This window comes from Vibrio sp. 2092 (assembly GCF_033339635.1).
GTDB lineage: Bacteria > Pseudomonadota > Gammaproteobacteria > Enterobacterales > Vibrionaceae > Vibrio > Vibrio alginolyticus.
In genome coordinates this window covers 17,669-32,390 of sequence record NZ_JAWOUY010000015.1, presented here as the reverse complement: position 1 = coordinate 32,390, position 14,722 = coordinate 17,669, and the positions used below count along the sequence as shown (strand labels likewise).

Annotated in this window: 11 protein-coding genes; 7 read left to right on the top strand and 4 right to left on the bottom strand. The window is 41.1% G+C overall.

What is annotated here, in order from left to right; genetic code table 11:
- Positions 1–131 precede the first annotated feature (131 nt).
- Both R7P80_RS21135 and R7P80_RS21130 read right to left on the bottom strand, forming a co-directional pair.
- Entirely contained in the window at positions 132–3,272 is a 3,141-nt protein-coding gene (locus tag R7P80_RS21135) for an efflux RND transporter permease subunit (RefSeq protein WP_225491910.1), read from the bottom strand.
- 12 nt (positions 3,273–3,284) lie between these two features.
- Positions 3,285–4,454, bottom strand: coding sequence for an efflux RND transporter periplasmic adaptor subunit (locus R7P80_RS21130; RefSeq protein WP_053307041.1), 1,170 nt, complete (start codon positions 4,452–4,454; stop codon positions 3,285–3,287).
- Between the two features lie 378 nt (positions 4,455–4,832).
- Here R7P80_RS21130 and R7P80_RS21125 point away from each other — a divergent pair, with 378 nt between their 5' ends.
- On the top strand, positions 4,833–5,756 hold the full coding sequence (locus R7P80_RS21125) for a LysR family transcriptional regulator (RefSeq protein ID WP_017821684.1): 924 nt from the start codon (positions 4,833–4,835) through the stop codon (positions 5,754–5,756).
- A 140-nt stretch (positions 5,757–5,896) separates the two neighbouring features.
- Positions 5,897–6,871: a porin gene (locus R7P80_RS21120; RefSeq protein ID WP_225491911.1), complete on the top strand. Its 975-nt coding sequence runs from the start codon at positions 5,897–5,899 to the stop codon at positions 6,869–6,871.
- A gap of 610 nt (positions 6,872–7,481) precedes the next feature.
- Here the strand turns inward: R7P80_RS21120 and R7P80_RS21115 are convergent.
- A complete protein-coding gene (locus R7P80_RS21115; RefSeq protein WP_005377323.1) occupies positions 7,482–7,826 on the bottom strand; it encodes a DUF3316 domain-containing protein in 345 nt (114 codons plus the stop codon).
- A 461-nt stretch (positions 7,827–8,287) separates the two neighbouring features.
- Between R7P80_RS21115 and R7P80_RS21110 the strand changes: the two genes are divergently transcribed.
- From R7P80_RS21110 to R7P80_RS21095, 4 genes are all read left to right on the top strand, one after another.
- Positions 8,288–9,076, top strand: coding sequence for a transporter substrate-binding domain-containing protein (locus tag R7P80_RS21110; protein ID WP_005377324.1), 789 nt, complete (start codon positions 8,288–8,290; stop codon positions 9,074–9,076).
- 135 nt (positions 9,077–9,211) lie between these two features.
- Positions 9,212–10,159 (top strand): amino acid ABC transporter permease, encoded by a 948-nt coding sequence (locus R7P80_RS21105; RefSeq protein WP_005377325.1) that lies wholly within the window; start codon positions 9,212–9,214, stop codon positions 10,157–10,159.
- A gap of 14 nt (positions 10,160–10,173) precedes the next feature.
- A complete protein-coding gene (locus R7P80_RS21100; protein ID WP_005377326.1) occupies positions 10,174–10,908 on the top strand; it encodes an amino acid ABC transporter ATP-binding protein in 735 nt (244 codons plus the stop codon).
- A 275-nt stretch (positions 10,909–11,183) separates the two neighbouring features.
- Positions 11,184–12,086 (top strand): homocysteine S-methyltransferase family protein, encoded by a 903-nt coding sequence (locus tag R7P80_RS21095; RefSeq protein ID WP_053304412.1) that lies wholly within the window; start codon positions 11,184–11,186, stop codon positions 12,084–12,086.
- 147 nt (positions 12,087–12,233) lie between these two features.
- On the opposite strand, the gene R7P80_RS21090 is transcribed toward R7P80_RS21095, so the two are convergent.
- Positions 12,234–13,226, bottom strand: a complete 993-nt coding sequence (locus tag R7P80_RS21090; protein WP_104975339.1) for a zinc-binding dehydrogenase — start codon at positions 13,224–13,226, stop codon at positions 12,234–12,236.
- Between the two features lie 335 nt (positions 13,227–13,561).
- Here R7P80_RS21090 and R7P80_RS21085 point away from each other — a divergent pair, with 335 nt between their 5' ends.
- Positions 13,562–14,635, top strand: a complete 1,074-nt coding sequence (locus R7P80_RS21085) for a permease (protein ID WP_263856727.1) — start codon at positions 13,562–13,564, stop codon at positions 14,633–14,635.
- The last annotated feature ends 87 nt before the right edge of the window (positions 14,636–14,722 follow it).

Below are 14,722 nucleotides of genomic sequence, written 5' to 3'. Positions count from 1 at the left end.
TTAGATATTAGCGTATTAGTTTCATGTATAACTGCTGCTCTGTCTAGAAATTATTAATATACTTAATAACCAAAAGAAAAGGGAGCAATAGCTCCCTTTAGTATGAATATAAATGAGTATTTATATTATGGTTATAGTGTTTGACGTTTTTTGTTTCGACTCACTAACATGTAAAAAACAGGTGTGAGTAGTAATCCAAATACCGTTACGCCTACCATACCCGAGAATACGGCAATACCCATTGCTTGTCGCATTTCCGCTCCGGCCCCTGTACCAATCATTAATGGAATAACACCAGCGGTAAATGCAATTGATGTCATTAGAATCGGTCGAAGACGTAAACGACATGCTTCCAAAATCGCTGATAAGGTATCTTGGCCATTGTCTTTAAGTTCTTTAGCGAACTCCACCATCAAGATGGCATTTTTACACGCTAGAGCCACAAGGACAATCAAAGCAATTTGTGTGAATATATTGTTGTCACCACCAATGAACCAAACACCTGCTAGTGCAGAAAAAATGGTCATAGGAACGATCAAAATGATAGCGAATGGCAGTTTTAAACTCTCGTACTGCGAAGCTAGCACCATGAAAACTAACAAAACAACAAGTGGGAATATATACACCATCGTGTTACCAGCCAAAATCTGCTGGTAGGTTACATCAGTCCATTCATAAACCATTCCCTCTGCTAGGTTTTGATCCAGTACTTCCTCAATAGCCGTTTGGGCTTGGTCAGAACTGTAACCAAAAGCAGGACTGCCGTTTAGTTCTGCACTAGGGTAGCCGTTATAGTGCATCACGCGGTCAGGCCCAATCGTAGGTATGATCTCCAGTACAGCGCCGAGAGGAACCATTTGTCCGGCAGCATTTCTTACTTTGTAGTTAAGTATTTGGTCAGGTTCGAGACGATAGTTCATGTCTGCCTGGGCATTCACTTTGTATGTTCTACCAAACATATTGAAGTCATTGACGTACAACGATCCTAAATAAACTTGAAGCGCATCAAAAACCTGCTCTAGAGGAACACCTTGCAGCATCGCTTGTTCACGATCTATTTGGATGTCCATCTGCGGCACTTGTATACGAAATGTGGAATATAATCCCATCAGCTCGGGTCTTGTTGATGCCTCACTTATTACCAAGTTCAATTGCTTGAAGAGCTCATCAAACCCCTTGTTCGCACGGTCTTCGATTTGAAGCTTAAAGCCGCCAGTAGATCCAAGTCCTTGGATTGGTGGTGGTGGAAAAATCGCAACGAAGGCTTCATCAATAATTGAAAAGCTCTTATTTAAAGATGCAACAATCGCATTTGCGCCGAGAGTTGGATCATTTCGTTTATCGAAGTCCTCAAGCGTAACAAAAACGATGCCACTATTCGGACTGTTAGTAAAACCATTGACCGATAAGCCTGGGAAAGAAATGGTTTGTGCTACGCCAGGTGTTGCCAGCGCGAGGTTTTCCATTTCTTTAATAACGGACTCTGTTCTATCTAAACTTGCTGCATCTGGAAGTTGGGCGATCGCAACTAAATACTGCTTATCTTGTTGAGGAATGAATCCTCCAGGAACCGCTTTGAATAGAGAAACCGTTCCCCCGAGTAACGCAATGTATACCACCACAACAACAAGGCTAAAGCGAATCAGCTTCTTGACCAGAGCTTGATATTGGTTCGAGCTGTACTCAAAAATTCTATTGAATGGCGCAAAAACATACTTACCAAAAACCGCATCCAATAGCTTGGTTAGCCGATCGGGTTTTTCGTTCTTATCTTGTAATAGCAGTGCTGATAAAGCAGGCGATAACGTCAACGAGTTAATTGCTGAAATAATCGTCGAGATCGTAATTGTTAGTGCGAACTGCTTATAAAACTGACCGGATAACCCTGTAATAAAGGTCGTCGGGATGAACACCGCACATAACACTAAAGCAATTGCAATAATTGGCCCGGTAACTTCGGTCATTGCTTGTTTAGTTGCTTCTAGTGGTGCAAGACCATTATGGATGTTCCGTTCCACGTTTTCGACGACGACAATGGCGTCATCGACGACGATGCCTATGGCGAGAACAAGTCCAAACAACGAAAGCGTGTTAATCGATACTCCGAGCATTTGCATTACGGCGAACGTACCGATTAATGAAACAGGCACCGCAATGATAGGGATGATAGACGCGCGCCATGTTTGCAAAAACAAAATGACTACAACAACAACTAGTACAATTGCCTCCAGCAGAGTATGAACCACCGCGTCTATCGATCCACGAACAAAGACGGTCGGGTCGTAGGCTATTTCATATGAAACTCCAGCTGGAAAGGCTGCTTGTAAACGGTCCATGGTTGAACGAACCTGATTAGATAGCTCAATAGCATTAGCACCAGGGCGTTGGAATACGGGCATCGCCACCGCTGGTTTACCATTTAACAAGGCGCGCAGTGCATAAGAGTTTTGACCTAGCTCTACGCGTGCAACGTCTTTAAGACGTGTCAAAGCCCCTGTTTCGTCAACTTTTACTACAATGTCGTTGAATTCATCAATATTCTCCAAGCGGCCCTTTACGTTCAACAAAACTTGGAATTGGTTTTCATTAGCGGCTGGCTGCGCACCTAATGAGCCTGCTGCCACCTGTTGGTTTTGAGATCGGACGGCGGAGACAACATCCATTACGGTTAGATTTCTAGAAGCGAGCTCATCTGGATTTAACCACAAGCGCATTGAGTACTCGTCACCACCGAAAAGGCGCACATCACCAACGCCTCCGAGCCGAGCTATCTCATCTTTCAAGTTTAAATTAGCGTAGTTAGCTAAATAACTGACTTCACGGCTAGAATCTGGAGAATATATATGCACAACCATGGTGAGATCAGGAGAGGCTTTTTCGGCAACAACTCCTAACCGTTGGACGGCTTCTGGTAATCGGGGCAAAGCTGTAGTGACGCGGTTTTGAATTTGAACCTGAGCTTTGTCCAAGTCCGTACCCAAAGCAAAGGTTACGGTCAATGTCATTCTACCGTCACTGGTTGCTTGCGAAAACATATATAACATGTTTTCTGTACCATTAATTTCTTGCTCCAGAGGCGTAGCAACTGTTTCTGCGATTACTTTTGGGTTCGCACCAGGATAGTTTGCTGTAACTACCACTGTAGGAGGGACAACCTCTGGATATTCACTCACAGGCAACTGTAAAAGTGAAATTGCGCCTACTATTAATATCAATAGCGATAACATAGAGGCAAATATGGGTCTTTGAATAAAAAAGTGTGCAAATTTCATTCGGTTGTCTTCTTAGTCTTGAGCTAAACGTTTATTTGGCAACGATGTTGAGTTTGAAGCCATAATCAATGAGGTGTTGCTGATATCTAGCGTGACATTTTTTGGTGAGATTTTGCTATTTGGGCCAACTTTTGCTGGGCCATTTACCGCAATAACTGAGTCGGCGTTCAAGCCATTCTCGATGGCACGAAATGTTCCGTAACGTTCGCCTAAGGTTACGATGCTGTATTGCAACGTATTCTCTTCATTGAGTGTTAATACAAAGCGGTTTTCTAGATCTGTGCCAATAGAACGCTCTGGTACGAGAACTCGTTCAACTGGTTTGGTTGTTGATATCTGAACTCGGCCAAACGATCCCACTTTTAAGTTTGATTTTGTTGCATCGAATACCGCTCGAACCTGCAAAGTACCGGTGTTTTCGTTGATGGAGTTGTCGACAAAGTCAACGCGTCCAAAAAACTCCTGCCCATTTTGTCCAGATAGTTCAAGACGAGTAGGTAAGTTAGAGTCGGCATTGATTGTCGAGAAGTAACGGTTCCAAGTTCGCTCATCGACATCAAAGTATGCATATACCTGATCGTTAGAGACAATGTTTGATATAACGCTTTGATTTGCGTTTACATTGTTTCCTTTAGTAATGAATGCTCTTGAAATAGTGCCGCTAATAGGGGCATATATCTTCGTAAACTCAAGATCTAACTTTGCGGATTCTAACTGAGCACGCAAAGCCATTAGTTCTGCAGAGCGTTGTTTTACTGCGGTATCTCGGGCCTCTGCTTGTTCCGCTGAGATGGCTTTTCGCTTAACCAGTTGAGCGGCTCTCTTTTGTTCGTTTGCTGCTTGCTCTAGCGCAGCTCGAGCACTCTTAACTTGCGCTTCAAGTCGTGAGACCTGAGCTTTGAAGGTTCGATCATCAAGAGTGACGAGTAAGTCACCTTTGTTGACACTCTGTCCGTCTTTGAATTCTACCGTTTCAATAACTCCGGAAACGCGTGGCATTAAAGAAACTTTCTCTGGGGCTTGAAGCCTTGTTGTAAAGGTGAACCACGATTGAACGGGCTCATAGATGACTTTGGAGACGTCTATCGTAGGTAAGGGAGTATTAGGTTGTTTGGTTATCTCTTCGTCTGCACAAGCAGCTAAAACGGATAAAAGGCCAATGCCGAAAACTTTCTTTAACATTTGTCGCGCCCTAAATGATTCTGTTCATACTAAAAGGAACGGCATTGTATTCATTGTACCTATGGGTAAATAGGCCCTCAGCGAACATAGAGTAGTGATAAAAATGCACGATTAAATATTGGTCAAAATGCTCGCATTTTGGTTTGAAAAAGGTCAGTTTAGGGTTTTAAAGACGTGGAGTATTGTTAAATGTAATAAGCCATAATAGATAGGAATAACTAAACAGAAGCTAAAGATAGCGACGAAAATTAAAGCGTTTTTAATTCGTGCATTATTTGCAATTCACTGATGCAATTTGAACCATAAAAAATTGAAATTAATTTTGTAAAATCCATTTCCCATCACATAAAGAATAAAAACTAAATAAGGAATTGTGCAGTGGATCTCGCAAGCCAACTTGAATTACTACTGGATGTCTCTGAATACGGAACTTTTGCTAAAGCTGCTGACAGAAATCATATAGATCGTTCAGCTTTGTCAAAACAGATCAAAAAGCTAGAGGATGAATTGGGCTTACGGCTGTTAAACCGTTCCACGCGTTCGCTATCCCTGACCAATGCTGGTGTTGAGATGGTGGCGCAAGCTAAGAAAGTAAGAGAGGTTCTAACTGAAACTCGTAGTATTGCTGCTACATTTCAGGATGAACCGAAGGGTAACCTGAAAATATCAAGCTCCACTTTCTTTGGCAGAGCTTACTTAAATCAGGCAGTTAAAGAGTTTATAAAACAGTACCCAAACATTACTGTAGAGCTGCTGCTCGATGATAATCGAGTCGATGTTATCCACGAAGGTTTTGATGTTGTGTTTCGTATCGGACCAATCCGAGAGTCCAACATGATAGTGCGTAAGTTGGCAAGCAATAATATGGCACTGGTTGCATCGAAGAGTTTTATTGACAAGTATGGAACCCCGAGCTCTCCAGAAGAGCTTATAAAAATGCCAGCAGTAATATACTCTAATGCTAACTTTAAGGCGGATAAGCTACGTATAGCGCCAAGCCAGTCATCAAGCGACGTTAGAACGTATAATATCAACGGGCAGTACTTCGTGAATGAAACTGAGTTAATGCTCGATGCCGTAAAATCTGATCTAGGGTATGCTTTAATAGGGCAGTTCTTTCTTCAGGAGAGTTTGAGTAAACAAGATCTTGTACAGTTGCTTCCTGATTATAATCTTCCCGCAATAGGGGAAATATATGCAATGTATACTCACCGAAATCAACAACCATTAGCCAAACTGTTCATTGATACTGTTCAAAAAATAATAGGAACGCCTCCTGTTTGGATGGATTATCTCGACTAATATGAGTACTAGGACATAATGTTTTAGATTGAGAGCTTGTTTATATTTATCCATAGAATATGGTTGAATTTGCACTTTAAAAATAATTGCCACTGTTCATAATTTCACTCGATTCAAACAACACAAGTAGTGGTAATTAAATGAAAATGACAAGAACGTCGATCGCAATCGCAGCACTTTTCTCTGCAAGTTCTGCAAATTCATCCGTAGTTTATGAAGATCAAGAATCAGTATTAAATATTCATGGCCGAGCGCAAGGGATGTATTATTTCTCTGATGATAAAAATGCTGACGGAGATAATAGCTACATTCGTGTAGGACTTTCAGGTGAGTCTAAAATAAATGAAGATCTTTATGCATTCGGCTTATATGAGTTGGAATTTAAGTCTAATCGCAGAGATGCTAATGGGATTGAAGATGATGAATTTGATATCCGAAAAGGCTATGTAGGAGTTGGTGCAGATTACGGAACAGTAAGTTATGGACGTCAATACGGTGCGGTCACTTTAGTATCTGACTACACGGATATTTTCCCGGAGTTTGGTAATGAAGCTGCTGGCGTAAGTGCGGATCTATATGGTACCGGTCGCTCCGAGTCAGTATTTAAGCTAACGACAAGCTATGAAGGTTTGAATATTCATGTTAGCTATCAGGCTGAAAACGATGAAGTGTCAACAGATGCAGCCTCTTATGGTGCGGCGGCGGACTACAAGTTGCCATATGGCTTCAAAGTTGCGCTTGGTTACAACGAAGGTGAAGGGCAATCGGGTGCAGAAGATGCAGAGCTGCTAACGGGTGCTATTGCATTTGAATACGACAAGTTTTATGCCTCTGTTTTATACAGTGATGGTGAAAACTGGGCTAAAGATGGTTCTGAAAGTAATATTGATTACACCGGTATTGAAGCAGTTGCCACTTATGAAGTAACAGATAAGCTTTGGGCACTAGTTGGCTATAACAATCTGGAGCGTGATGATGAAGATGTCGTCGATTACTACTCACTAGGTGCAGAGTACGATTTGACTTCTAATTTTAAAGCACTAGCAGAATACAGAATTACAGATGTAGACAATGAAGACGATATTCTTGCAATAGCTGCGAGATATTCATTCTAAAAAATTAATAAATCTAAAAAGCCTGAAACTATTTTCAGGCTTTTTTATTTATCGGTGTAATTTCATAAGTGCTGATTTTCATCCATATATAATGGATTATATTGATCGTTACTTGTTTAAGTGTTTTGAATATAATGGTTTTGTTAGCTAGTCCACTGCTAGTTTTCATTTTCATATTTTTTGAATGATGTATTTTTTCTTTGGCAACAAGAAGTGTCTTGTTGCCTTTTTTTATTTTCACGCTTTATGGTTAATTAAAACAAAAAGAGTTTTTTATATATTGCTATAAACGAGAAAAATATAACGACAATTGTCAATCTTAGGTTGAGTTAATCTTCATAAAAAAGTGAACTCAATTTCAAGGGTCTTTTTCATTTAAGTGATGTGGAATCCATATGGCGAACCAAGTGAATGATAAAGCGCCAAACGACGAAATGTATCTCAATGAAGATTGGAAAAATGATTTTTATGTAAACGATAGATGTAGGGATTGATACTGTTTATGTAAGGAGAGAGCGATTTATGAAAAGCAGTCGTTTCAATGTGATTAGACACCTTTACTTTCTTAAAATAGGAAGGGCTCTAAGAAAGTAAAGGTGCAGATGATTTTTTAGTTTTTACCGCCGTCACTTGTTCTGAAGTGATAATCGAAGTTTATGATTGCACGATATTTAACTTCATCACGGTTAAGTGCGTATTCTTCAACTCTCACCTTACTATCATCGATTGCAATATCACGAGGGAAACCGCTTCCAATGATGTTTAGACGATTTCTAAGTTCATGTTTTGATAGCGTTTGGTATTCATCGACAAGATCAAACGCAGAGCTATAAGCGGCATCTTTTGTCGTAAAGTCATTGAGAACAACTTTGTTTGTAGAGTGTTCGACATGAATACCAGCAGTAGCAGATAAACTGAATAATAATAGTGATGAGAGCGTCATTAGTTTTTTCATATAGTCACCTTTTTATTTGTATTACAAAGTCAAGATGTCCAACGAATCCTTGTTAATATCTCTCGACAAAGGTGATAGTGCCATTATAGAAATGTGCTGTACATCACATTTGTGACCATTGACTATGGAAGAATTGTCAACAATAAAACTCAAGCACTTTTGACATTACGGTCAATGTGAAAAAGCGAATATCTGTATGGTTTCGTCAATAATTAAACCACTCTCGGAAACGCTGACTATTCAGTCAAAGCGTATGTTTCTTGTCGTTATAGTGACCTGCCTACAACTTAATCACTTAATGCATGCAATTCAATTGCAATGGCTTGGTATAGATTTTCATTCAGATCTTCCAGCTTAGTAACGATCCTACAAATTCTAGTGATTAAAAAGTCATTATTTGTGGTTTTTTATTCTTTTGTCGTGTATAAAAAAACTTTACAACAAATGATAAAGGAATATCCATGAAAAAGTTATTGTGTTTTGCTGCACTGGGGTTAGCTGTTTCGACGACGGTTAATGCAGACCCAATTTTAGACGACATCAAAAGTACAGGGGAGCTAAAAGTCTGCTTTGATTCTGGGTATATGCCTTTTGAAATGACAGCAAAAAATGGGCAGTACATCGGGTTTGATATCGATTTGGGTAAGCAAATGGCGCGTGCCATGGATGTTAAGTTTGTGCCGGTAAACACTTCATGGGATGGCATTATCCCAACACTGTTGACTGGTAAGTGTCACATGATTATGGGCGGGATGACGATCACACCTATGCGAAATACTCAGGTGAATTTCGCTGATCCCTATGTGGTTATTGGCCAATCCATTCTCGTAGATCTCAAGCATGAAGGTAAAGTGTCTAGTTACCGTGATCTCAATAGTCCAGAATATGTTGTTGCAACTAAGCTTGGGACAACGGGTGAGCAAGCGGTAAAACGATACCTTCCGAAAGCTAAGATAAATCTATACGAAACTCAGTCTGAAGCGGTACTTGAGGTTGCCAACGGAAAGGTAGATGCGTTTGTTTATGACTTTCCTTACAACTCTATTTATGTGGCGGAAAACAAAGGGCAGTTAATGCACTTGGCTAAACCGTTTACTTACGAGCCTTTGGGTTGGGCTGTGCCGCAAGGAAATCCAGATACGCTCAACTTCTTAAACAACTATTTACGTCAAATTAAGGGCGATGGAACTTACGATCGCATTTACGATAAGTGGTTTAACGACGATAAATGGTTAAAGCAAGTCAAGTAATCATATTGTTATTGTAGAGGAGCGGTTAGCTTCTGGCTTGGTTCATCGCCAACCAAACGGTTCGCGCTGTGAAGCTAACGCTTTTCTTTATTCAAATACCCAACCAACTTTAATCAAAGTCATTCTCGGAATCACATGCAAAATAACTTTAAATCCCTATTGTGGAACGCTGTTTTTGTTCTTGTTTTGCTATCAATTTGCGGTCTTGTCTATCTGTCAGGTAAGCGAATCGATTACAGCTGGAATTGGGAGCGTGTCCTTCCTTATATTGCCACTAACGCTGCTTCATCCATTACCGCGCCTGTCGATGGGAACATCATTCTCGACGAGAATAACCAACTGGCTCTGGAGAGTATTCATGGTGATATTGTTCTTGAACTAAGCCAATATAAGTCTGTCGACGTCTATGAAGGTGATCTTATTTTTGAAGGAGATACCTTAGCAACTATAAAAGAGTGGCGCTCTGGCCCAATTTTAGATGGTGTTGTGACGACCATTAAAATCTCACTCTGGTCACTTATCATTGCTCTAGCGTTGGGCTTAGTTGTCGGACTAATGCGTATATCCAGCAATCCGGCATTAAAAAAGCTGGCGCTTGTGTATGTCGAGGTTATTCGTGGAACGCCTCTTTTAGTACAGATTTTTATCGTTTACTTCTTTATTGGTACTGTGCTTGACCTTGAGCGTTTTACTGCGGGAGTGATAGCGCTCTCCGTGTTTACCGCCGCTTACGTCGCAGAAATTGTGCGGTCAGGAATCCAGTCAATCCCAAGAGGACAAATGGAAGCGGCGCGTTCACTAGGAATGAATTATCCCAAAGCGATGATTTATGTCATTTTACCTCAAGCGTTTAAGCAGACATTACCTCCCTTAGCCGGGCAGTTTATCAACCTGATAAAAGATTCCTCACTTGTCTCCGTGATTTCGATTACTGATCTGACAAAAGCGGGCAGGGAAGTCGTAAGTGGTAGTTTTGCCCCATTTGAAGTTTGGTTTACCGTAGCGGCCCTTTATTTGCTTCTGACTAGTACCTTATCTTGGGCAATACAAACGTTAGAAAAGAAATTGGCAGCAAGTGATTAATGGTGGAGTCATTAATGGAATACATTATTTCAGCAAAAACAATTAATAAAATTTACCCTAATGGCTGCCATGCGCTCAAGGACGTATCGGTAAATGTAGAAAAAGGGGAAGTGATTGTCATCGTAGGACCGTCAGGTTCTGGTAAGTCAACATTCTTACGGACGATCAATCAATTAGAGACAATAAATAGTGGGTCTATTATCGTAGATGGTATCGATATGTACCACAAATCTACGGATATCAATAAACTACGCGCTGATGTGGGCATGGTATTTCAAGGCTTCAACCTTTTTCCACATAAAACGGCGATAGAGAACGTCATGTTAGCACCTTTAAAGGTTTCTAAACGTGACCCTGAATCGGTGAAGAAAGAAGCAAAAGATTTGCTTTATAAAGTTGGTCTGTCGGAGAGAATGGATAATTATCCTAATCATTTATCAGGCGGACAGCAGCAGCGCGTCGCAATCGCTCGTGCGTTAGCAATGAAGCCCAACATTATGTTGTTTGATGAACCCACATCAGCACTAGACCCTGAAATGGTTGGAGAAGTTCTTGATGTGATGAAAGATTTGGCCAAGGACGGAATGACCATGGTCGTGGTTACTCATGAAATGGGTTTCGCAAAAGAGGTCGCTGATAGGGTGTTGTTTATGGAAGATGGTGAGCTTTTGGTTTCTGACTCTCCTGAGCGATTTTTTGATAACCCCTCCAATCCTAGATTACAGAAGTTTTTATCTAAGGTCTTATAATAAAAAGAAAATTTGATTGAGGGTTAGTCCCTCAATCACTTCATGCACTATTGTGGCTCGTAACGCCCGCCTCGCCGAGAGACATAGATAATGGGCTTTTTACTCGAAGTTAATGGCGATAACATTATCTTGGTCCGAATGAAAGGTCTGGTAAATACTAGAGTGTTTAATCAGCCATTAAGTTTTGTTCACTTTAAACATAACAATTTCATTTTGAATTGATAAAAATTGTGTTTGAATAGAGCTTATGGATGTTTGGCGGTATGGATGTCTAAATGAAGAAAGTAACAATTTTAGATGGTGGCATGGGGCGAGAGTTAAAACGTATTGGCGCCCCTTTTTCTCAGCCGCTTTGGAGTGCACAAGCGCTAATTGAATCACCACAACATGTAAAAATGGCCCATGAGAATTTCATAGACGCTGGCGCAGAGATTATCACTGTCAACAGTTATGCATGTGTCCCATTTCACTTAGGCGAGGAACTCTATGCAAAACGGGGGACTGAGTTAGCAAAATCTGCAGCTAAAATTGCCAGAGATGTAGTCACCAGCTCTAACGATAGAGTGCTCGTTGCGGGCTCTCTTCCTCCTGTAATGGGGTCTTACAGGCCTGAATTATTCGAGCCGAAAAGGGCACTGGAAGTGGCCTCTGAGTTATTTGAAGCTCAAGATCAATATGTTGATATTTGGTTAGCTGAGACCGTGTCTAGCCTCGCTGAAGTTGAAGTTCTATCAATAATTTTAGCCAAAACAGATAAGCCCAATTATATTGCTTTCACCTTAATGGATGAGCCTAACTCTTTGCCTCGCCTTCGCTCAGGGGAATCTCTTAAAGTCGCGGTTAATACGCTGTTGAAAACAAATGTTTCAGGTATCTTTTTCAATTGCTCTATTCCTGAAGTTGTCGAGCAAGCGATCATAGATACACAAGCAGTATTGAGTGAGTCAGGTAGAGAATTGACGATAGGTGTTTTCGCAAATAGCTTTGCTCCGATAAAGCAAGCGCACCAAGCCAACGAGACCATTCAGGAAGTTCGTCATTTCTCTCCGACTGAATATCTTGAGTATGCTAAAAAGTGGCATGCGCAGGGAGCGAGCATTATTGGTGGTTGCTGTGGGATTGAACCACGTCATATTAAATTGCTAGCGACTTGGAGAGACACTCTCGAAAACGCTTAATTTTGGTGAAGCGCAGGGAAGTATGGCAAGAGGTTTTGTTTTTCATTCATCGTTATAGGCAAAATAAAGGTCTTTCATATCTGGCAAAGTAACAAGATGCTTTAACTTGCTCATTACTTTGCCAGTTTTCCTCGAGATCTTTATTAATTATTTTTGGTTCAGATTAACGACAATCTTTCCAACTGTTCTCTGATTTCGCATGTCCAAGAGTGCGTTACCTACATCCTCTAAGCCGATGATCTTCAGTTTCGGTACTTCCAATTCTCCATTTTCTAATAGCTCAGACACTTCCTTTCCGGCATTAACGATACTTGCAAACCCTCTCTCGCCAAAGACATGACCAGAGCCCAAACTTATTTGGTGGAAGCCCAAGCCTTTTAAGAAGGCATCTGGATATTGAGAAGGGTCGACAGTCTTGACGAGCTCCACCATTTCTCCCTCAAAGGTTAATACCGAGGCTGCAATTCGGTCGTTATCACCGCCTACACAATCGAGTGCAACCTCAACGCCATGATTTCCGGTAATGTCCATTACTCGTTGAACTACATCTTCATGATGATAATCAATCGTATGGGTTGCTCCTAACGAGGACAAATATGCGTGATTAGCTTCTGAACTAGTAGCAATGATCTGTTCAACACCAAATGTCTTTGCTAACTGAATAGCAAAGCTTCCAACGCCGCCAGCACCTCCGGCGATAAAAATGCTGCTTCGATTTGAAATATCGAGCTTGTCTACCAAAGCGCGATATGCGGTCCAGGCTGCGCAAGGTGTAGATGCTGCTACTTCAACCGGAACCTGAGGGTGTTTTATAAGCGTTCTTGAATCATGGATTGCAAATTCAGCGAATCCTCCGTGATGGCGTCTCATGTTTCCGTGATACAACACTTTATCGCCAACCTTCCAATCAACGACCGCATCGCCTACAGAGACTATTTCTCCTGATACGTCTAACCCGCCAACAAAATTGTTATCCATGTTAGTGACCATGTCTGACCAATAATGAATTTTTGCATCGACAGGGTTCAAACCAACAGCGTTAACTTTAACCAATACATCAAATTGGGTTTCTAGTTTTGGTGTAGGTAATTCGGATAAAGAGAAAGTATCTTTATCTCGTTGGTAAGTTATCGCTCTCATAGGTTTTCCTTATTATTAAGAATGGTCGAAAGTCATACTAGCTCAGAGCGTGGTGCTGCAATAATTATGGTTTTTTCTTATTTTGATAATTTTAGGTTATGTTTGATAAAAAGGATTCGAGATGCTCTGAAATTATCATCGACAACCAGTCTGCATAGCTAACGACATGTAACTTTTTGATAAGTATTGACTAGTCTTATTATTCCATTTTTATGGAAATATTTTGTTGATCTTTTTTTGTGATTCTAGAATCATCGAAATAAAAGCTTATCTATCAGGTAAGCTCGTTAGCGAAAATGACGAGGAGAGTAAATGTGAATACAGAAATTATAACTATGGCTAAAGAAGCGCTGGATATGTTTGCGTTTCTAGCAACCGAACTTATCATCTTATTTCTGGCAATTAGCTACATTGTCGGTGTGTTGCAAGATTTTCTAACGCCAGAAAAAATTCAATCTATTCTCAGCTCGAAAAAGGGTAAAGGTTACTTCATTGCTGCGTTGCTAGGTTCGATTACGCCTTTCTGTTCGTGTTCGACCATTCCTTTCTTAAAAGGCTTGTTGCGTGCAAGAGCAGGTTTTGGACCTATGATGGTGTTCCTATTTGCAAGCCCGTTGCTTAACCCAGTGATTATTGCCTTGTTTGTGGTGACTTTTGGTTGGAAAGTTGCGGTATTTTACTTTGCTATTGCGATGTCAGTATCAGTGGTAGCAGGTTATGTACTTGAAAAACTAGGGTTTGAGCGTTACGTCAAACCAGAAGCATATCAAGCGGTAGGTTCTTCTTCGTGCGGTACTTCTTGTGGCGATTCAAGCAAGAAAAAAGAAGAAGCGAGACCAGCATCAAGCTGTAGTACCAGCGCCTGCAATGAACCTACGCCAGTTGCGGCGAAAACATCTTGTTGTGGTGATGCACCAAAACCTGAACCTAAAGTGGAAGTGTCCTGCTGTTCATCAGACGGTAGTGCAACAGCGACAGTCGTGGAAGAGAAAGAGCCTAGCCGCTGGGTACGTATTTGGCAATCAACTTGGAAAGACTTTAAGCAAGTGTTCCCTTATCTCATGATGGGCATTGCGATTGGTTCATTTATCTATGGCTTCATCCCGACGGAGTTCATTGCGGAGTTCGCTGGTGAAGCGAAGTGGTACGCGATTCCGGTCGCAGCAATCATTGTTATTCCATTGTACATCCGTGCAGAGGCGGTCATTCCACTTAGCGCGGCACTAGTACAAAAAGGTATGGCTCTTGGATCTGTTATGGCGCTTATTATTGGTAGTGCTGGCGCAAGTCTTACAGAAGTAATTTTGTTGAAATCAATTTTTAAGAACCAGATGATTGCTGCCTTCCTAATCGTTATCTTAACGATGGCCATGGGAGCGGGTTACTTATATACCTGGGCTTTTTTATAAAAATAACCCTCGGGCGATTGCTCGAGGGCTCTGTTTTTGTCGCCATATAGGGAAAGGGAAGTTTCCTATACCGCGCAGGCTATAAAA

Bases quoted from the DNA above. Each gene is read 5' to 3' on its own strand.
- R7P80_RS21090 (WP_104975339.1), bottom strand. From the start codon at position 13,226: ATGAGAGCGATAACTTACCAACGAGATAAAGATACTTTCTCTTTATCC.
- R7P80_RS21120 (WP_225491911.1), top strand. From the start codon at position 5,897: ATGAAAATGACAAGAACGTCGATCGCAATCGCAGCACTTTTCTCTGCA.
- R7P80_RS21095 (WP_053304412.1), top strand. From the start codon at position 11,184: ATGAAGAAAGTAACAATTTTAGATGGTGGCATGGGGCGAGAGTTAAAA.
- R7P80_RS21100 (WP_005377326.1), top strand. From the start codon at position 10,174: ATGGAATACATTATTTCAGCAAAAACAATTAATAAAATTTACCCTAAT.
- R7P80_RS21130 (WP_053307041.1), bottom strand. From the start codon at position 4,454: ATGTTAAAGAAAGTTTTCGGCATTGGCCTTTTATCCGTTTTAGCTGCT.
- R7P80_RS21135 (WP_225491910.1), bottom strand. From the start codon at position 3,272: ATGAAATTTGCACACTTTTTTATTCAAAGACCCATATTTGCCTCTATG.
- R7P80_RS21115 (WP_005377323.1), bottom strand. From the start codon at position 7,826: ATGAAAAAACTAATGACGCTCTCATCACTATTATTATTCAGTTTATCT.
- R7P80_RS21085 (WP_263856727.1), top strand. From the start codon at position 13,562: ATGGCTAAAGAAGCGCTGGATATGTTTGCGTTTCTAGCAACCGAACTT.
- R7P80_RS21110 (WP_005377324.1), top strand. From the start codon at position 8,288: ATGAAAAAGTTATTGTGTTTTGCTGCACTGGGGTTAGCTGTTTCGACG.
- R7P80_RS21105 (WP_005377325.1), top strand. From the start codon at position 9,212: ATGCAAAATAACTTTAAATCCCTATTGTGGAACGCTGTTTTTGTTCTT.